Genomic DNA, 20,110 nt, shown 5'->3' with positions numbered 1-20,110 from the left:
TTAGACATAAGACTATTGATTTTAAATCAAGTATTGTAGCCACCGAGAAGACGGGGGCTTTGGTTGCTTAGTTTGCGGTTTTTTGATCAATTGAAAGCTTATTAGTGCATTATGAATTACATGGATTGAATCTACCCTTGTGTACCCCAAGATAAAAATTATGTCGCGGGTAAAAGAAATTACTGGGCAGAACATCTGAGCGTATAATCAGTAAAGCATCGGCGGCTGTTACCTCAAAAGCCAACGTGATTTCGAATAAGGAATAGGCCATCAAAGTGCCGAAACGAACATATGCAATGCGGTATGTTGCAGGTCAACCGGTTGAACAGATTTTTCCTGGTTCAGCGACGCAGTTGGGGCAGGGGCTACCGCCAGGCGCACCATTACCTACATCTGAATTTCTGCGTGTGATGGTGTGGAATATCTTTAAGCAACAGAGGGCTGAGTGGTTGTCTGTTCTTAAAGAGTTCGGGCGCGATGCTCAACTGATGTTACTGCAAGAAGCACAAACAACACCCGAACTGGTGAGGTTTGCTACGTCCCATTATCAGGCCGCAGATCAGGTTCCCGCTTTTGCGTTGCCTCAGCACCCTTCAGGTGTCATGACGTTAGCGGCTACGCACCCAGTCTATTGCTGCCCGTTACGTGAGCGAGAACCTCTATTACGCTTGTCTAAATCGGCATTAGTCACCGTTTACCCAATCCATGATGGCCGTTTATTGATGGTTGTGAACATTCATGCGGTGAATTTCAGTCTTGGTGTTGATGTCTACAGCAAGCAACTTGAGCCGATTGGTGAACAAATTGCGATGCACCGTGGCCCCGTTATTCTGGCGGGAGATTTCAACGCCTGGAGCCGTCAGCGGGTTAATGCTTTGCAGCGTTTCGCCCAAAATTCGGGTCTGGATGAGGTGAAGTTCCGCACCGATCTCCGCAGTCGTGCTTTTGGTCGGCCCCTTGATTTTGTGTTTTACCGTGAGCTAACGCTGGCTGATGCTTCGGTATTAGTGACTCGAGCCTCCGATCATAATCCACTTCTGGTTGAATTCGAACCATAAAAAAAGCACCCCGAAGGGTGCTTTTTAACAGCTCTAATAGCGATTCTAGCTCTACGTATCCGGGGTCGATTTGCCGTTAACGAACAACGTCAATTTTAAGCCTGGTTGTAAATTATTAGCTTTGCTGACTACCGAATTCCATCGCATCACATCGTTGGTGTCTACACCGTGACGCTTGGCAATACTGGCAAAGGAGTCACCTTTACGAACTTGATAGGTGATACTGTTGCTGGTTGTATTGCTTGCCAGTTGCAGGGTTTGCCCAACTTTTAAGGTGCTCTTGGCACGTAAGTTGTTCCAACTCTGCAAATCGCTGGTCTTGATATTCAACCGCTTGGCGATCGTAGATAAGGTATCGCCGGGGCGAACTTTATACTGCGAACTTGATGCTGATTTTGTGCTGTTCTGCGCCAGTTTAGTGGGTTGAACGGCGGCAATATCAGTCTCTGCCAATGAATCTTTAAGCTGCTCAGCATGGGCTTTCGGCAACATAATATAACGAGGACCGTGTCCATCAGGTGCCGTTACATTGCGCTTATACCCAGAATTAAAGGATTTCAACTTTGTAAGTGACATCCCCGCCATCTCAGCCGCCTGAGTTAGCTGTATCTGCTGACCAACATCAACACGCGCCAAGGCACGGTCTTTGTCGGGTTCAGGTAAGGTTATACCGTACTTTTTGCTGTTCTTGATTAACTCACCCAAGGCCAGCATTTTTGGAACATAAATTGACGTTTCACGTGGAAGCGACAATGCCCAAAAGTTCGTCGGTTTACCCTTAGCCTTATTGGCTTTCACCGCTTGCATGACTCTGCCTTCACCGCTGTTATAAGCAGCAACTGTTAATAACCAGTCACCGTCAAACATCTTGTTCAGGCGCTCCATCATATCAAGCGCTGCTTTGGTAGAAGCAACCACATCTCTGCGGCCGTCATACCATTGGTTCTGTTTTAAGCCATAATTTCGACCGGTACTCGGCACTATCTGCCATAGCCCTGCGGCGTTGGCGGATGATGTCGCGTGAGGGTCAAAAGCGCTCTCCACTATGGGTAGCAGTACCAGCTCCATCGGCATCTTACGTTTCTTAATCTGCTCGACTATCAGGTACATGTACGGCTCTGCCCGTAATGTTACATCGTGGAGATAGCTCTTATTTTTTAAGTATTTTTGCTTCTGTTCACGGATCCGGGAATTTTCCGGAACCTTCATCTTCAGCTCGTCGCTAATGAAGTTCCACAAATCTTGCTGCGCGAGGCCACTTTCACTATCCAGCCATCGCGCGCTGCCCACTCGGGCGCTATTTGTGTACTCTCCTGCTTCACTCTCTTGACCTGCCGAAGACAAACTCTGTGCATGCTGTACGGGAACCTTCACATCCTGCTTGGACGTCTGGCACCCAACAAGCAAGACTGAGGCGAGAAATATCGCTTTGGTCTTCATGTGTGTGTCAATGTAGTTGCTTAAAAGACGAGCAATCATACTTTGCTTCGACAAAAAACACAACTAAAAGCTCAGAAACGGTCTTTCCTGGACCGTAATTCGGAAAAAACTGAGACAAGTGAGCTTGGGGGCGAGATTACGCCTATTTCTCTTTGTAAATCAACGTCATTGCAACGTAAAAAAACATTAATTTTACGCTCAAATTGCAATTTTACGGGTAGGCTGGGGAGGTCTTTTGCCCGTAATTGCATGATTTGTTGTTGATATGTAGCTATATCTTGATCTAACGGTAAGAGGGAACGGGCAAACTTAAGATTTGCGAGAGTATATTCATGCGCGCTGCAAATTAAGGTGTCGTCGGGAAGTTGCGCGAGCTGTTGAATTGACATGTACATTTGTTCTGGTGTGCCTTCGAATAGCCGGCCGCAACCGCCAGAAAAGAGAGTGTCGCCACAGAAAAGATAAGGTTTACTGTAGTATGCAATGTGTCCTAGGGTATGGCCGGGCACGGCAATAACGCGGTAGTTTTGCCCGCTAATTGTCAGCTCATTCCCTCCGTTGACAATTATTGTCGCGCCTTTGTTCGCCGTTTCCTGTGGTCCATAAACGGGAATGTCAGGGAAATGACGACGTAAATCAGCAACCCCCCCCACGTGATCGTGATGGTGATGGGTGAGCAGAATGGCCTGAGGTGTGTATTGGCCTTGGCTTAGTGCCGCCAGTACTGGAGCGGACTCACCCGGATCAACGATAACACACTGTTTTTGCGGGTCAGCCAATAGCCAAATGTAATTGTCTTGAAATGCCGGAATGCTGATAAGATTCATTGGATACCTCTTTTGTCGACAATTGTTTGAAAGAAGATGATAAAACATGAAACCAGCGCAAACACGCCGAAAGATCGATGCGCCCGCATCCTGGGCTGAGTTACCTTGGGGAGAGTATTATCGCGCGGCAATTGAGCAGCAGTTGCAGCCTTGGTGGCCCAAATTCTTTGGTTTCCACTTGCTGAAAATAGGCCATTTAAGTGCCGAAATCGCCAGTGATAAATGCGCAATTTCCCATCAGGTTAATGTGGGGGAAAGCGGGAAAAACATGCAGGTACTCGCCAGCCCGTACCAGCTACCTTTTGCCGAAAAATCGGTGGATGCCTGTTTGTTGTCTCACACTTTAGCCTATGCCGCTGATCCACACCGTATTTTACGTGAGGTGGATAGGGTGCTTATCGACGACGGCTGGTTGGTTATCAGTAACTTTAATCCCATGAGTATACTGGGGGCCGGGAAGTTGATCCCGATAGTTCGCCAGCGGCAGCCCTATATTAGCCGCATGTTTACCCAGATGCGTTTGTTGGATTGGCTAAGTTTACTGAATTATGAAGTTTTGCATCTGTCGCGCTTTCACGTTTTACCTTGGCATAAAGAAGGCGGGCGCTTTATTAGCACCCACTTACCCGCGCTAGGTTGCGTTAGCCTGATTGTTGCCCGCAAACGCACCATCCCACTGACCTTCAATCCGATGAAGTTCGGCGCACGTAAACCTTGGTTCAGCCGTGCTGTGGGTGCGACTAAAAGCTACCGTGATCAGCCCTGATTTGGCGGCAAGGTATTAATTAGGGATATAACCGGTATCTTCTAACGTCGGTGAATTCGCACCTTGGCGGGCGAGTTCATCGCAACGTTCATTTTCTGGATGGCCAGCATGGCCCTTTACCCACTCCCATTGTACTGTATGGGTTTGGATAGCCAGATCCAGGCGCTGCCACAAATCCACATTACGCACCGGTTTGCGGTCGGTTGTTTTCCAGCCGCGTTTTTTCCAATTGTGGATCCACTGAGTGATCCCTTGACGCACATATTGGCTATCAGTGCTGAGCGTCACTTCGCAAGGCGAGGTCAACGCCTCAAGCGCGACAATGGCCGCCATCAGCTCCATACGGTTGTTGGTGGTCAAACGGTAACCGGCACTAAAGGTTCTTTCATGCTGCTTGTAACGCAAAATTGCGCCGTAACCACCGGGCCCCGGATTGCCAAGGCAAGATCCGTCGGTGAAAATCTCTACCTGTTTAGTCATCTCTGGTAGACTCTTCCTCTCTGTTTAAACGTTAAGTCTGACATAAACGAGCGCTATGAGCACTGGCAATATGATCGTTACACCGACCAGACAGATTGTTCTGGATACTGAAACCACCGGTATGAATAAGCTGGGCGTTCATTATGAAGGCCATCGGATTATTGAGATTGGTGCCGTTGAAGTGATCAACCGCCGTCTGACCGGCAGAAACTTCCATGTGTATGTGAAACCCGATCGTCTGGTTGATCCAGAGGCATATGGTGTTCACGGTATCAGCGATGAATTTTTGGCGGACAAACCGACATTTGCTGAGATTACGCCCGAGTTTCTTGAGTTTATCCGTGGCGCAGAATTAATTATCCATAATGCGGCGTTTGATATCGGCTTTATGGATTATGAGTTCCGCATGTTACAGCAGGATATTCCGAAAACGGAAACCTTCTGTACCATCACCGATAGCCTGTTAATGGCGCGCCGCCTGTTCCCCGGCAAGCGTAATAACCTTGATGCCCTGTGCGATCGCTACCTGATAGATAATACCAAGCGAACACTGCACGGCGCATTGCTCGATGCCGAAATTCTGGCAGAAGTTTATCTGGCGATGACCGGAGGCCAGACCTCGCTCTCTTTCTCAATGGAGGGCGATCAGTCGCAGAGTGACTCTTCAGACGATATTCAGCGCATCACCCGGCCCGCCTCTGGGCTGAAAATTATTTATGCCGCTGAGGATGAGTTGGCGGCCCATGAATCACGCCTCGATTTGGTGATGAAAAAGGGGGGCAGTTGTTTGTGGCGGATGCCGCTTGAATCAGAAGATAGCGCAAACGCAGAATAAAACGGCCCTTAGACGAAAAACTGCGCAACCAGCTTATTTTGCAGGAAAAAGTGTTGACGTTATGACCTTCGATACGTAATATTCGTCTCGTTCTTAACCGGAACAGCAGCGTGGTGCGGTAGTTCAGTCGGTTAGAATACCGGCCTGTCACGCCGGGGGTCGCGGGTTCGAGTCCCGTCCGCACCGCCAACATTCAGAAGCCCTGAGTTAGTAATAACTCAGGGCTTCGTTGTTTTGATATTTCTCGTCTGTCATCTATTTTTATTTTCCCCGCGTTATACTCAAGAATACTCTCAATAAATAAGATATTTCCCACGAATTAAGATTTTCTTTATAAGATGTTTCCCACAACAAATGAGGCTATTTCCTCTATTTTCCTACAAATTTAAAAACGCATTGTAAATGGCGATTTTATAGGCATACTGCGCGGAATTTATTTCACACTTATATCCGTCATACTTCAAGCGGCATCTGCGGTGACAGCCTTTGTTTATCCGAGTCACTGACTTGTTTCAGCGCTTGGGAATATTCTCAATTGTCGTCTTTTTGCGATTCGAATGATGTTGGGTATCTATTCCCCCAAATATTGGGGAAGGGTATTTTGCGTGTTGCGTTCCTATTATTTTATTTTAATGGCTGGCCTATTATTGCCCGTTATTGCTATTCCCTCAGCTAGCTATTCCGCTGAATTAGCACCAGCACAACAAAGTATCCATCAACAGGAACGGCAACGGGCACTGGAAGAGCGTCTGGCTCCGTCGACACCGGATGTGCGCTTATCCGCGCCCTCGGCCTCTTTTGGCCGCCTGATTTTCCCGGTGGAAAAACCGTGCTTTATGATTGATCGTGTCAACATCAGTGGTGCGGAGCCATTACCTCGCTGGTTACCGCTGCAACGGCTCGCCGATCAGGCAAAAGGTCAGTGTCTGGGGGGCCAAGGCATTAACCTGCTGATGAGCCAGATGCAAAACCGTTTGATTGATCATGGTTATGTCACCACCCGCGTGCTAGCCCCGCAGCAGGATTTGAATAACGGCACATTGGCGCTACACGTGGTGCCCGGCAAAATACGCCATGTGGAGCTGACACCAGAGAGTGGCAGCCATGTCACCCTCTTCAGCGCTTTCCCCGCCCGCCCCGGTAACTTGTTGGATTTACGTGATATCGAGCAAGGGCTGGAGAATCTTCAGCGCGTCCCGACAGTGCAAGCCAGCATGGAGTTGGTCCCGGGTGATGCCCCCGGTGAAACGGATATCGCCCTGAGCTGGCAACAGAGCAAAATGTGGCGGCTGGCCGCCTCTCTGGATGACTCCGGCACCCGCAGCACTGGCCGCTATCAAGGCGGTGCCACCCTGTTTCTGGATAACCCGCTCTCCCTGAGTGACCTGTTTTATCTCTCGGCGGGTGGCTCCATAAAAAATCGCGGCGACAAAGGCACCGATAACCTCACCGGCCACTACTCGCTGCCATTCGGCTACTGGACCGCAGGTATCACCGCCAGCAGCTATGACTATCACCAGACCGTGGCGGGCCTGAATGGCGACTACAGCTATCGCGGCGAAAGTGAAAATGTCTCACTGCAACTCAGCCGCTTGCTGCACCGTAATGCCAGTCAAAAAACCACGTTGACTTACGATGTGCTGACCCGCTCGTCGAAAAACTACATCAATGATACTGAAGTGGAAGTCCAGCGCCGCCGCACCTCGGGCTGGCGTGTCGGGCTGGAACATCGCCACTTTATTTCGCAAGCCACACTGGACGCGGGTGTCAGCTATCAGCGCGGCACTCGCTGGTTTGGTGCCGTGCCCGCCCAAGAAGAGTATTTCGGCGAGGCCACCGCGCTGAGCAAAATTCTGCGACTGAATGCACAACTGGATATTCCGTTTAAGGTTCAGGCGCAAAACTTCCATTACAACCTCAACTACCAGCGGCAAAGCACCAATACGGCACTGACGCCGCAGGATCAGTTCGCTATTGGCGGTCGCTGGTCGGTGCGCGGTTTTGATGGCGAACGCACGCTGAATGCCGATCGCGGCTGGACAGTGCGCAATGATCTGGGCTGGTACACCCCGCTGCCGGGGCATGAACTGTATGTCGGGGTGGATTATGGCGAGGTCAGTGGCCCCAGTGACCCATATCTGCTCGGGCAGCATCTGGCGGGCAGTGTCGTTGGTGTGCGCGGCAACCTATTGAATACCCGCTATGACCTGTTTGCTGGCAAACCGCTCTCCAAGCCTGATGGCTTTAAAACCGACTCGGTGACCGTCGGCTTTAACCTGAACTGGCAGTACTGATGCGCCTGATTAACCCTTTAGCTGTTGAGAATGACCATGAATAAGAACCTGTACCGAATCGTGTTCAACAAGGCACGTGGCCTGTTGATGGTAGTGGCGGATATCGCCGCATCCGGTCGGGCTGCCTCGTCGCCATCCTCGGGCCTTGGGCCGACACTCAGCCGCCGCATCAGTGCCTTATCGCCGCTGAGTTTCAGTCTGTTACTGGCTCTGGGCTGTGTCTCGTTAGCCGCTCAAGCCAATATTGTCGCCGATGGCAGTGCGCCGGGGAATCAGCAGCCGACCATTATCAGCAGCGCCAATGGCACTCCGCAGGTCAATATTCAGGCACCCAGCAGTGGCGGGGTTTCGCGCAACGTTTACAGCCAGTTTGATGTCGACAGTCGCGGCGTGATCCTCAATAACGGCCACGGCGTCAATCAGACCCAGTTGGGTGGATTTATCAATGGTAACCCGTCGTTGGCGCGGGGTGAGGCCAGTATTATCCTCAACGAAGTCAACAGCCGTGACCCCAGCAAGCTCAATGGCTATATCGAAGTGGCGGGGCGCAAAGCACAGGTGGTTATCGCCAACCCATCAGGGATTACCTGTGATGGCTGCGGTTTTATTAACGCCAATCGCGCCACACTCACGACGGGTCAGGCGCAGCTCAATAACGGCCAACTGACGGGCTACGATGTGGATCGGGGCGAAATTATTGTGCAGGGCGCGGGAATGGACAGCAGTCGTCAGGATCATACGGATCTGATCGCCCGCTCCGTCAAAGTGAATGCGGGGATCTGGGCCAATGAGCTGAATGTCACCGCGGGGCGCAATCAGGTGGATGCTGCCCATCAAAACATCAGTGCCAAAGCCGCCGATGGTAGCGCTCGGCCAACTGTGGCGGTGGATGTCGCCAACTTGGGCGGCATGTACGCGGGAAAAATTCGCCTGATTGGCACCGAAAGTGGTGTTGGGGTGCGCAATGCGGGTGAGATAGGCGCGTCAGCGGGCGATATCACCATCACGGCCGACGGCATGTTGATGAACAGCGGCCAGATCAACAGCACCCAACAGTTGGCGGTGAATACCACCGCTGGCATCGATAACTCAGGCGCGCTCTACGCCAGTGGCAATACCCAGCTCACCACGGCGGGCAAGCTGAGCAACAGTGGCACGATCGCCGCGGCGGGTGACACCTCAATCCGTGCGGCTGAGGTGAACAGCAGCCGCAACTCTGTTTTGGGCGCGGGCGTCAAGTCCGACAACAGCAGCATTACCAGCGGCACCTTGCGCGTTGAGGCCAGCGGCAAGCTGCTCGCCCAAGGGAAAAATATCAGCGGCACGGCGCAGAATTTCAAGGCGCAGAGTCTCGATCTGAGCGGCAGCCAAACCCAGAGCCGTGATATCACACTCAGCACCCAAGGTGGCGAGATTGATCTGACGGGCGCGAATCTGTCGGCCAGTCAGCGCCTCTCAGCCTCGACCGCCTCTTTATTACGTACCGACAATGCCAGCCTGATTGCCGAGCAAATCACCCTCGAGGCCCAAGCGCTCTCCAACCGGGGCGGTGTGATCGCCCAAACCGGAACCACCGATTTCAATCTGCATCTGACCGATTATCTGGATAACCGGAGCGGAACCCTCCTCTCGAAGGGCAATGTGGCGGTCAATGCACTGCGCCTTGACAGCGACAGCGGTAGCCTATTGGCGGCGGGCGTACAGAGCGATGGCCGCCTGATGGATGCGGGTGATTTAGCCGTGACGACAACTCAGGAGTTGATCGCGCAAGGGCAAACTCTGGCCGCAGGGGGCATGACCTTAACCGGCAGCCGGATTGATCTGACCGACAGTCATACCCAAGCCCGAGAGATGAACATCACCGCCAACAGTGGCGATATCAGCACGCAGCGCGCCCATATTCTCTCCCTTGGCTCCCTCACCCTTAATGCGGGGGCAAGTGCCGGGCAAACCCTCAATAACCAGAGCGGCACACTGGCGGCGAATGACATCGCGTTGAACCTAGGCCAGCTTAACAGCAGTGCAGGCAAGATCACCGCCAGTCAGGATCTGACCATTGACCTACAGAGTGATTTCAACAATCTGGCTGACTCGACCCTTCAGGCTGGGCGTGATTTTAGCTTAACCACGGCGGGCGCGTTAACCAATGATGGGCAACTGCTGGCGGGAGGCAAACTCACGACTGACTCGAGCAGCTTACTGAATCGCGGCCAGATGATTGCGGCACAAGCCAGCCTCACATCGGCGGGCGCATTGACTAACCGTGGCGAGATATTGACCCAAGGGCGGCTCGATACTGACTCCAACACCCTGTTCAACACCGGCACCATAATCAGTGCCGAGGCGACACTCAAGGCACGAGAGCGCATCACCAACTCCGGCCCTAACGCCCTGATCGGGGCTACGGATGAAAACGGCACCTTGGCCTTATTGGCTCCGGTGATTGAAAACAGCGATACCGTCACCAACACTGACACCGCCCCGACCACCACCATTCTCGGCATGGGCAAAATGATCCTCGCGGGCGCGTTGGATAGCAGTGGCAATTATCTGGCGGCGGCTCAGGTGCTCAACATCTCCGGCTTGATTGAATCCGGTAAAGACATGGTGATTTACGCCACCACGCTAACCAATCGCCGCCATATTCTCACCGCCAATAGCGACTTTGTTGTGGCCGACACGGTGAATGGGTCAGCTTACTGGACGGCGGAAAATCCCGATATTCCGGGTGGGCGCTATAGCGAGCCGCCTCATGGTGGCTCGATGAACAGCGATTACATTGGCACGGATTATACATCGACTATCGCCTATAACGGCATCGATCAAATCAGCCCAGAAGCACAACTGCTAGCCGGGGGTGACTTGACCCCTCAGGTGGGCACGCTGGAGAATTTCTGGAGCAAAGTGAGTGCGCAGGGAGAGATCGATCTCTCCGGTGTCACCCTGAACCAAGATGGCTGGGGGAGTGCGCAGCGCCTGATCGAGAAAACCACCTCCACGGGCGAGTGGCGTTATCGCACCTACAAAGGCGACTTGTGGAGCATCGGTTGGGGGCCAGAGATCAGTGATCTCACGACCACCCAATATGCCTCGAGTCTCACCGCACAAACCATTAGCGGCAGTGGCGCGACCATCAACAATGGCGCTAACCCCGGCACTATCGCCCCACCGAATGATCGTGATAATAGCGGGAAAGATCTTGCCGTCGAATTTAACGGCATCTCCCTGACACAACCTAATGGCGGGCTGTATCAGTTCAATACCGACTATACCGTCAGCGGCGGTTATCTGATTGAAACTCACCCTGCATTTGCCAACCTGAATAACTGGCGCGGGTCAGACTACGTGCTCCAGCAGTTGAACAGCGATCCGGACGTGATATTCAAACGTTTGGGGGATAACGCCTATGAACAGCGGCTGGTGCGCGATCAGGTACTGGCGTTGACGGGGCAGGTGGTCGCCAGTGATTACCGCAGTGCGCAAGAGCAGTTCGAGGCGCTCTTTGCGGCGGGCCTCGAATACAGCCAAGCATTCAATCTCGCCCTCGGCACTCACCTCAGTGCCGAGCAGATGGCGGCATTGACCCGCGATATTGTGCTGATGGAGAGCCGCGAAGTCGCTGGGCAAACCGTATTAGTCCCCGTGGTCTATCTGGCGGGGGTCAAACCGGGTGACCTACAGGCCAACGGGGCATTGATTGCCGCGAATAATATCGAATTAACCGATATGCAGGGCTTCAGCAATTCGGGGGCGATTAAAGCCACCCATGATCTGAGCATCAGCATGGCGCAAGACATTACACTGAATAACCATGGCGGCTTACTTCAGGCGGGCAATAATATGCTGCTCAGTACACTGAACAGTGATATTGACCTGACCAGCGCGCGATTAAATGCCACCAACCTGCAACTGGATAGCGGGCGTGATCTGATACTGCGCACCAGCAGCGAGCAACTCAGTAGCGATAATGGCGCGGTGCTGCGGAATCAAACGATTCTGGGGCCATTGGCGAGCATCAATGTCAGCAACAACGCGACTATCAATACCGAGCGTGACTTTATCCAACAGGGCGCGGGCCTCAATGTTGGTCAGGATCTTCAAGTCAATACGGGTGGCGACTGGCTGCTGAATACGCTACAAAGCAGCGACCAGATCAGCACCCATTATGGCAGTGGCAGCGCCACCAGTGAGCATATTCGCCATCTGGGCAGCGAGGTGAATGTCGGCGGTGCGCTGACCGCCAATGTCAATAATCTGACGGCGGTGGGAGCCAGCATTAATGCCGACACGATAGATGTGCAGGCGCAAAATATTAATCTCAGCGCCGCCACCGACAGCTTATCTGTCACTGGCGAATCCTCAAGCAAGCGCCATACCAGCTCAGTGAATCTCTATGATGAAACCCTGCGCGGCAGCCAGTTGAATGCCACGGGGGATATCAATCTACAGGCGGCGAAAGATATCAATATCAGTGCCAGTACGGTGCAAACCAATGGCGCGCTGAATCTGGCGGCGGGCGGCGATGTCACCCTCACCACCCAGACTGAACAGCATGACGAACAGCGTAATCATACTGGCACTAAAAAAGGGCTGGCCTCCAGCACCACCACGCGCACCGAAGATAGCCTGAGTCAGACACTGGCGGTCGGCTCGATGCTATCGGCAGGTAGCATTGATGTCAGCGGCAAAAATATCGCGGTCATCGGCAGTCATGTGGTGGCCGATAACGACATTAATCTGCGGGCGAAAGAGAACATTACCGTCGGCACGGCGCAACAGATCGAGAGTGAGTCTCATCTGTATGAGCAGAAAAAATCGGGCCTGATGAGCACCGGTGGCATTGGGGTCATGGTCGGCAGTAGCAGCACCAAAATGACCGATTCCGGCCAATCAATTTCCAATGTGGGCAGCACGGTCGGCAGTGTGCTGGGCAATGTCAGCATGACCGCCGGTGAAGACCTGACGATAAAAGGTTCTGATGTGTTAGCCGGAAAAGACATCAATCTGACCGGCAAAAACGTCGCTATTCTGGCGGCGGAAAATCAAAGCAGCCAGACCCACAGCGTCGAGCAAAAAAGTAGCGGCCTGACACTGGCACTCTCTGGTGCAGTTGGCAGCGCCGCCAATACTGCGGTCACCACCGCCAAAGCCGCCAGCGAAGAGAGCAATGGACGACTGGCCGCGTTGCAAGGGGTCAAAGCGGCACTCAATGGGGCGCAGGCGGTGCAGGCAGGCCAGTTGGTACAGGCGCAAGGGGGCGATGCCGCCAGCATGTTCGGCGTCAGCGCCTCATTAGGCTCACAAAAATCATCCTCACAACAACATCAGGAACAGACCAGCGTGACTGGCTCGACCCTGACGGCGGGCAACAACTTGACCGTGACGGCCACCGGAGAGGGAAACTCGGCGAACAGCGGCGATATTGTGGTGCAAGGCAGCCAGCTCAAAGCGGGTGGCGATACCACCTTGGATGCGGCACGCGATTTGCTGTTGCTCAGTGCGGCCAATACCCAGAAAACCGACGGCAGCAACAGCAGTAGCGGCGCTGCCATTGGTGTCAGTCTGGGGTTGAGTGGCACGGGCAGCGGCCTAAGCATCTTCGCTAACGCCAACAAGGGTCAGGGGAGCGAACATGGCGACGGCACCTTCTGGACGGAAACGCAGATTGATAGCGGCGGCACCCTGTCACTGCACAGTGGCCGTGATACTTCGCTGGTGGGTGCTCAGGCGAGCGGCGAAACCGTGAAGGTGGATGTCGGCCGTGACCTGCTGCTGCAAAGCCAGCAAGATAGCGATAATTATGACGCGAAACAGACCAGCATTAGCGGCGGTATCAGTGTCCCGATCGCGGGCGGTGCTTCTGTCAACCTAAGCATGAGTCAGGACAAGCTGCACAGCAATTATGACTCGGTGCAGGAGCAGACGGGCATCTTTGCGGGTAAAGGCGGCTTTGATATCACGGTCGGCGAACACACGCAGTTGGATGGCGCGGTGATTGCCAGCACCGCAGACAAGAGCAAGAACAGTCTCGACACCGGCACGCTGGGCTTCAGTGATATCGAGAATAAAGCCGATTTCAAAGCCGAACATCAGGGCGGCAGTCTGAGCAGCGGCGGCCCAGTGGGGTCAGACCTGCTGAGCAATCTGGGCGGCGTGGTGCTCTCGGGTCTGGGCAATAATGGGAGTGCCGAAGGCACCACTCAGGCGGCAGTGAGTGAGGGCAGCATTACTATTCGTGATCAAGCCAACCAGAAACAGGATGTCGAAGACCTGAGCCGCGACACCGACAACGCCAACGGCAGCATCGGGCCTATCTTTGATAAAGAGAAAGAGCAGAATCGCCTGAAAGAAGCACAGCTGATTGGCGAGATTGGCGGTCAGGCGATGGATATTGCGCGGACGCAGGGGGATATTCTCGGTCTGGAAGCAGCATTGAAAGCCAATCCGGCCTTGAAAGGCGATGCAAAAGCGCTGCGTGAGACAGCAGAATATAAAGCTGAAATGCAAAAATACGGCACAGGCAGTGCACTGCAACAAGGACTTCAGGCCGCGACAGCCGCCATACAGGGCTTGGCCGGAGGAAATATGGCGCAGGCACTGGTGGGCGCTTCTGCGCCGTATCTGGCTGAAGTGATTAAGAAAAGCACCGGAGATAATCAGGCGGCTAACGTGATGGCGCACGCCGTGCTGGGTGCTGTCACCGCTTATGCCAGTGGCAACAGTGCGCTGGCGGGTGCTGCGGGCGCGGCCACCGCCGAGTTGATGGCCCCAACGATTATCGCCGCAATGGGCTGGGACAAGGACAATCTCTCCGAAGACCAGAAGCAAACGGTCAGCGCATTGGCGACACTGGCCGCAGGACTGGCTGGTGGATTAACGGGTGACAGCACCGCTGATACGGTTGCGGGTGCGCAGGCTGGGAAAAATGCGGTTGAGAATAACTCACTCCATGACATTATTGATAATAAAGTCTCTGGTGTATCGCAAGCCGAAAAATACCAGAATGCACAGAAACAGCTCGTGGCCGCTGTTGAGGAGTTCAAAGCTCAGAATTGTGCCGGAATAAGTGCCGATGCGTGTTCGGCCAAGATGCAGGCCAATAGCGATGAGCTGCTGAAAGGATTTGCCCATTTTGGTGTGGATTTTGTTCCCGTCATCGGGGATATCAAGAGCGTTTCAGAAGCCCAGAGTGCGCTGGATTACCTGATGGCGACGATAGGGTTTATTCCTGGTGCAGGTGATGTTGCGGGTAAGCTCATCAAGGCAGCAGAGGCGGCATTGAAGAAAGGGGATGTTGCTGAAGCGTCGAATCTGCTGAATAAGGCTAGTGGTGAGATATCAGCTTATAATTCAGCTAACTATCCGAAATTGAAAGATGATTTGAGGCAACAAAACCTTGATTACATCGCGAAGCAAGACCCGAGATTGGATGCCGTAGTCAAAGGTGATAATGGGAAGCTTAACTATGGTGTTGGTAATGGTACCAATGATGAAGCTGACCGACTGGGCAAAATTTGGGTGGGCGAAGGGGCCAGACCAACTAGTGATGGTTCCGGGTTGGTAAGTGCTGATGGAACCAGAATTTATCGATCCCCAAAAGAAAAACCAAATGCTCCGGGTTCATTAAACCCAACAGGAACGCAGGCTAATTTTGAAAGTTATGCAAAAAATATTGAAACAGGGAAAATGGATAAAGTTGGTAATGGTCACTTGAATATTTCAGGAGAAAATAAATGAAAGCATCTCTAAGAAGTATTGATTGTAATTGGTTTGATTTATCAAATTATCAACCTGAACAGGATGATTGTTTTCAATTGTTAGTTCATTTATGTATAGGGCCAGTTGGAGAAAAAGGAATAAATCATTTTGATGTGTTTATTTGCACCCCCGAGTGGCTATGTAAACATCATTGGGTTCCTGAATTGATGCGTCACACACTACTGGTACGTAAGTATGATCTTGATGAGATCACCAAAACCATTACAGATTATATCGACCAGTGTGAAGGTAAAGACTGGATGGAAATAGCGCAAAAGCTCTCTCGTGTTTTTGCTTGGGAATATGAAGATTACCAGCCTTAAACAATGACCCCGGTCAAGGCTGGGGTCATTGTTTCTAAGCCCTAAGCCCCCTCCACTTCCCACCGCTGCAACCGAATAACACCGGGCGCAGCGGTTGTCTCCAGTTGCTCAGCCCCAGAGATCAGTGTCCCGATCGCGGGCGGTGCTTCTGTCAACCTGAGCATGAGTCAGGACAAACTGCACAGCAATTATGACTCGGTGCAGGAGCAGACTGGCATCTTTGCGGGTAAAGGCGGCTTTGATATCACGGTCGGCGAACACACTCAGTTGGATGGCGCGGTGATTGCCAGCACGGCGGACAAGAGCAAGAACAGTCTCGACACCGGCACTCTGGGCTTCAGCGATATCGAAAACAAAGCCGACTTCAAGGCTGAGCATCAGGGCGGCAGTCTGAGCAGTGGCGGCCCGGTGGGGTCTGACCTGCTGAGTAATCTGGGCGGCGTGGTGCTCTCGGGGCTGGGCAATGACGGGAGTGCCGAAGGCACCACTCAGGCGGCGGTGAGTGAGGGCAGCATCACTATTCGTGATCAAGCCAACCAGAAACAGGATGTGGATGACCTGAGCCGCGACACCGACAGCGCCAACGGCAGCATTGGGCCTATTTTTGATAAAGAGAAAGAGCAAAACCGCCTGAAGGAAGCACAGCTGATCGGAGAGATAGGCGGTCAGGCAATGGATATTGCGAGGACGCAGGGCAAAATTATTGCGACCAACGCGGCGAATGAAAAAATGAAGGACGTCAAGCCGGAAGATATTGCTGCGGCAGAAAAACAGTGGGCCAAGGCCAACCCAGGCAAAGAGCCCACGGCTGAGGACATCAACCAGCAGATTTACCAGACGGCTTACAATCAGGCATTTAACGAATCGGGTTTAGGAACCGAATAACACAGGGCGCAGCGGTTGCCTCCAGTTATTCAGTATCAGTGATACCGGACTCGATTCCCCGTCGATAATCACTTCGCTGTTATCCCGCTCCTACAATCCGTACCAAAGTCGTGGCGGAGCTGGCGGACCTAGCACAGTACTTTCTACTACCTTGGATGCGGCACGCGATCTGTGGCCAACACGCAAAAAACCGACGGCAGCAACAGCAGTAGCGGCGCTGCCATTGGTGTCAGTCTGGGGTTAAGTGGCACGGGCAGCGGCCTGAGCATCTTCGCTAACGCCAACAAGGGTCAGGGGAGCGAACATGGCGACGGCACCTTCTGGACGGAAACGCAGATTGATAGCGGCGGCACCCTGTCACTGCACAGTGGCCGTGATACTTCGCTGGTGGGTGCTCAGGCGAGCGGCGAAACCGTGAAGGTGGATGTCGGCCGTGACCTGCTGCTGCAAAGCCAGCAAGATAGCGATAATTATGACGCGAAACAGACCAGCATTAGCGGCGGTATCAGTGTCCCGATCGCGGGCGGCGGCTCAGTCAACCTGAGCATGAGTCAGGACAAACTGCACAGCAATTATGACTCGGTGCAGGAGCAGACGGGCATCTTTGCGGGTAAAGGCGGCTTTGATATCACGGTCGGCGAACACACTCAGTTGGATGGCGCGGTGATTGCCAGCACGGCTGACAAGAGCAAGAACAGTCTCGACACCGGCACGCTGGGCTTCAGCGATATCGAAAACAAAGCCGACTTCAAAGCTGAGCATCAAGGCGGCAGTCTGAGCAGCGGCGGCCCAGTGGGGTCAGACCTGCTGAGCAATCTGGGCGGCGTGGTGCTCTCGGGTCTGGGCAATAATGGGAGTGCCGAAGGCACCACTCAGGCGGCGGTGAGTGAGGGCAGCATTACTATTCGTGATCAAGCCAACCAGAAACAGGATGTCGAAGACCTGAGCCGCGACACCGACAACGCCAACGGCAGCATCGGGCCTATTTTTGATAAAGAGAAAGAGCAAAACCGCCTGAAGGAAGCACAGCTGATTGGTGAGATAGGTGGTCAGGCGATGGATATTGCGCGGACGCAGGGGGATATTCTCGGTCTGGAAGCGGCACTGAAAGCCAATCCGGCCTTGAAAGGCGATGCAAAAGCGCTGCGTGAGACCGCAGAATATAAAGCTGAAATGCAAAAATACGGCACCGGCAGTGCACTGCAACAAGGACTTCAGGCCGCGACAGCCGCCATACAGGGCTTGGCCGGAGGAAATATGGCGCAGGCACTGGTGGGGGCTTCTGCGCCGTATCTGGCTGAAGTGATTAAGAAAAGTACCGGAGATAATCAGGCGGCTAACGTGATGGCGCACGCCGTGCTGGGTGCTGTCACCGCTTATGCCAGTGGCAACAGTGCGCTGGCGGGTGCTGCGGGCGCGGCCACTGCCGAGTTGATGGCCCCGACGATTATCGCTGCAATGGGCTGGGATAAGGACAATCTCTCCGAAGATCAGAAGCAGACGGTCAGCGCATTGGCGACACTGGCCGCAGGACTGGCCGGTGGATTGACGGGTGACAGCACCGCTGATACGGTTGCTGGGGCGCAGGCTGGGAAAAATGCGGTTGAGAATAACTCACTCCATGACATTATTGATAATAAAGTCTCTGGTGTATCGCAAGCCGAAAAATACCAGAATGCACAGAAACAGCTCGTGGCCGCTGTTGAGGAGTTCAAAGCTCAGAATTGTGCCGGAATAAGTGCCGATGCGTGTTCGGCCAAGATGCAGGCCAATAGCGATGAGCTGCTGAAAGGATTTGCCCATTTTGGTGTGGATTTTGTTCCCGTAATCGGGGATATCAAGAGCGTTTCAGAAGCCCAGAGTGCGCTGGATTACCTGATGGCGACGATAGGGTTTATTCCTGGTGCAGGTGATGTTGCGGGTAAGCTCATCAAGGCAGCAGAGGCGGCATTGAAGAAAGGGGATGTTGCTGAAGCGTCGAATCTGCTGAATAAGGCTAGTGGTGAGATATCAGCGCATAGTGCAACCAATGGGTTAAATCTGAATAAATCGCTGGCCAGTGAGACACAATTGGCAGACCTTGCTAAAAATGGTGGCGCTTCAATAGCTGGCTATGGATCTGATATTGTAATAAAAGACTCTGCCCGCTTGGTTGCAGAATATGGTGGTAAAGCGTCTGACTGGAGTAAAGTTAGTAGTCAAAGCTACAAAGCTGCTGATGGTACTGTCTTCGAGATCCATGCTTATCGTAATGTGACTACAGGGAAACTTGTTGAGCCAAAAACGATAGCTATAAAAAAATAGTGGGACATTATGAAAGTAAAATGCCTTGCAACTAGCCTAACAGCACAACAGAAGGCTGCTCTTGGCTTAATGGATAATCAAGATCCTCAATATCCATATACTATTGGGCAAATTTACACGGTATTGGCTATGAGTAGTAAAGTTGGTGTTAATGCAGGAACATTATTGCAATTACCAAAAATACCTATGGATTACATCATATCGGTTCCGTTATGTATTTTTGATATTGTTGATGGTCGTCCATCCTCATACTGGAAGATAGAAAAACTAAGTGAATATGAAATATCTCTCTGGCCGGAAGAGTTCTATCGGGAGTATTTTCATGATGACCTCAGTGACGGTGATCCAGAAGTAGTTGAAATATTTAAAAGAGTTGTCGATAAACTAGAAAAAGAGTTCGACTAAACGCAACCCCGGCCAAGGTCGGGGTTCTTATATCAATGCCCTGAAAAACCTACTTCCCGCCGCTGCAACCGAATAACACCGGGTGCAGTGGTAGCCTAACAATTCACTAATTGGGGCTAATGTTTTATTTCGTCAATTAAACCTATGGAGAGGAGTGTTTTATGTCTTTAATAAAAATAATTAAGATTAATATTGTGTTAATTTCGGTTTGTGCCATTTCTGGGTGCTCAGTGAGCTTGACCAAATCGATGGAAGATTATACAGGGAGTGATTCTGCAAGAATAAGGGTGAAAAACTACCTTCCACCATTAACATTAGAAGTTTACGAAAAATCGGGGCAATGTTTTAAACTTGTCAGTATGAATACGTTGACTGCGGGTATTAACGTTGCGGGCATAAAATCGACATACAACAAGAAAATAACAGGGATGCGACCTCCATCTCCTGAGATGAGTGGCATGGACTCTTTGGAGTACAGTATTAAATCTAATCAGCACATAAGAATAACCTACAAGGAAGAGACATTCAGGTCTCAATATAATCAAATCATAGCAACGCGTTCGGTCGGCTTTGTGCCTGAAACGGGGCATGACTATGATGTTTATGCAGTGAATTCCGGTGTTCGTGTTGTAGATTTAACGAATAGTGATGGCGCACCAAGATATTGGGGCGAAGATGAGAAAGAGTGCCAATATAAAAATGGTCTCTTGGGGCAGAGAAATTACTACTAGATAA

At 52.2% G+C, this 20,110-nt stretch carries 11 protein-coding genes, 1 tRNA gene and 2 pseudogenes; 11 read left to right on the top strand and 3 right to left on the bottom strand.

Annotation, left to right across the window (positions count from 1 at the left end):
* Window positions 1-296 precede the first annotated feature (296 nt).
* Window positions 297-1,058 (top strand): endonuclease/exonuclease/phosphatase family protein, encoded by a 762-nt coding sequence (locus HRD69_RS00200; protein WP_004877628.1) that lies wholly within the window; start codon window positions 297-299, stop codon window positions 1,056-1,058.
* A gap of 51 nt (window positions 1,059-1,109) precedes the next feature.
* On the opposite strand, the gene mltD is transcribed toward HRD69_RS00200, so the two are convergent.
* Both mltD and gloB read right to left on the bottom strand, forming a co-directional pair.
* Window positions 1,110-2,498 (bottom strand): murein transglycosylase D, encoded by a 1,389-nt coding sequence (gene mltD, locus HRD69_RS00195; RefSeq protein WP_071984872.1) that lies wholly within the window; start codon window positions 2,496-2,498, stop codon window positions 1,110-1,112.
* A 71-nt stretch (window positions 2,499-2,569) separates the two neighbouring features.
* Window positions 2,570-3,325, bottom strand: a complete 756-nt coding sequence (gene gloB, locus HRD69_RS00190) for a hydroxyacylglutathione hydrolase (RefSeq protein ID WP_032815495.1) — start codon at window positions 3,323-3,325, stop codon at window positions 2,570-2,572.
* 46 nt (window positions 3,326-3,371) lie between these two features.
* Between gloB and HRD69_RS00185 the strand changes: the two genes are divergently transcribed.
* Window positions 3,372-4,091, top strand: coding sequence for a class I SAM-dependent methyltransferase (locus HRD69_RS00185; RefSeq protein ID WP_004877626.1), 720 nt, complete (start codon window positions 3,372-3,374; stop codon window positions 4,089-4,091).
* 15 nt (window positions 4,092-4,106) lie between these two features.
* On the opposite strand, the gene rnhA is transcribed toward HRD69_RS00185, so the two are convergent.
* Window positions 4,107-4,571 carry a ribonuclease HI gene (gene rnhA, locus HRD69_RS00180; protein ID WP_004877624.1) on the bottom strand — a complete coding sequence of 155 codons (465 nt, stop codon included), beginning with the start codon at window positions 4,569-4,571 and terminating at the stop codon, window positions 4,107-4,109.
* A 70-nt stretch (window positions 4,572-4,641) separates the two neighbouring features.
* On the opposite strand from rnhA, the gene dnaQ reads away from it, so the two are divergent.
* The 9 genes and pseudogenes from dnaQ (at window position 4,642) to HRD69_RS00130 (ending at window position 20,106) form a co-directional block, all read left to right on the top strand.
* On the top strand, window positions 4,642-5,406 hold the full coding sequence (dnaQ, locus tag HRD69_RS00175; RefSeq protein ID WP_032815494.1) for a DNA polymerase III subunit epsilon: 765 nt from the start codon (window positions 4,642-4,644) through the stop codon (window positions 5,404-5,406).
* A 112-nt stretch (window positions 5,407-5,518) separates the two neighbouring features.
* Window positions 5,519-5,595: transfer RNA gene (locus tag HRD69_RS00170), tRNA-Asp, on the top strand.
* Window positions 5,596-6,011: 416 nt separating this feature from the next.
* The gene (locus tag HRD69_RS00165; protein ID WP_032815493.1) at window positions 6,012-7,700 is read left to right on the top strand and encodes a ShlB/FhaC/HecB family hemolysin secretion/activation protein; all 1,689 of its coding nucleotides are present in this window, start codon (window positions 6,012-6,014) and stop codon (window positions 7,698-7,700) included.
* Between the two features lie 36 nt (window positions 7,701-7,736).
* Window positions 7,737-15,437, top strand: coding sequence for a two-partner secretion domain-containing protein (locus HRD69_RS00160; RefSeq protein ID WP_172984582.1), 7,701 nt, complete (start codon window positions 7,737-7,739; stop codon window positions 15,435-15,437).
* Window positions 15,434-15,781, top strand: a complete 348-nt coding sequence (locus HRD69_RS00155) for an immunity 8 family protein (protein ID WP_032815698.1) — start codon at window positions 15,434-15,436, stop codon at window positions 15,779-15,781. Before HRD69_RS00160 ends, HRD69_RS00155 begins: the two co-directional genes overlap by 4 nt.
* Before the next feature lie 75 nt (window positions 15,782-15,856).
* Window positions 15,857-16,660: pseudogene (locus tag HRD69_RS00150) on the top strand (hemagglutinin repeat-containing protein); the annotation flags it as partial.
* 180 nt (window positions 16,661-16,840) lie between these two features.
* A pseudogene (locus HRD69_RS00145) lies at window positions 16,841-18,970 on the top strand (hemagglutinin repeat-containing protein); the annotation flags it as partial.
* A gap of 9 nt (window positions 18,971-18,979) precedes the next feature.
* Window positions 18,980-19,375, top strand: coding sequence for a hypothetical protein (locus tag HRD69_RS00135; RefSeq protein WP_032813841.1), 396 nt, complete (start codon window positions 18,980-18,982; stop codon window positions 19,373-19,375).
* A gap of 161 nt (window positions 19,376-19,536) precedes the next feature.
* On the top strand, window positions 19,537-20,106 hold the full coding sequence (locus HRD69_RS00130; protein WP_032813843.1) for a hypothetical protein: 570 nt from the start codon (window positions 19,537-19,539) through the stop codon (window positions 20,104-20,106).
* Window positions 20,107-20,110 lie beyond the last annotated feature (4 nt).

Source organism: Yersinia mollaretii ATCC 43969, from assembly GCF_013282725.1.
Taxonomy (GTDB): Bacteria; Pseudomonadota; Gammaproteobacteria; order Enterobacterales; family Enterobacteriaceae; genus Yersinia; species Yersinia mollaretii.
Note: the sequence above shows the minus strand (reverse complement) of the source record. Positions and strands in the feature narration are given on the sequence as shown.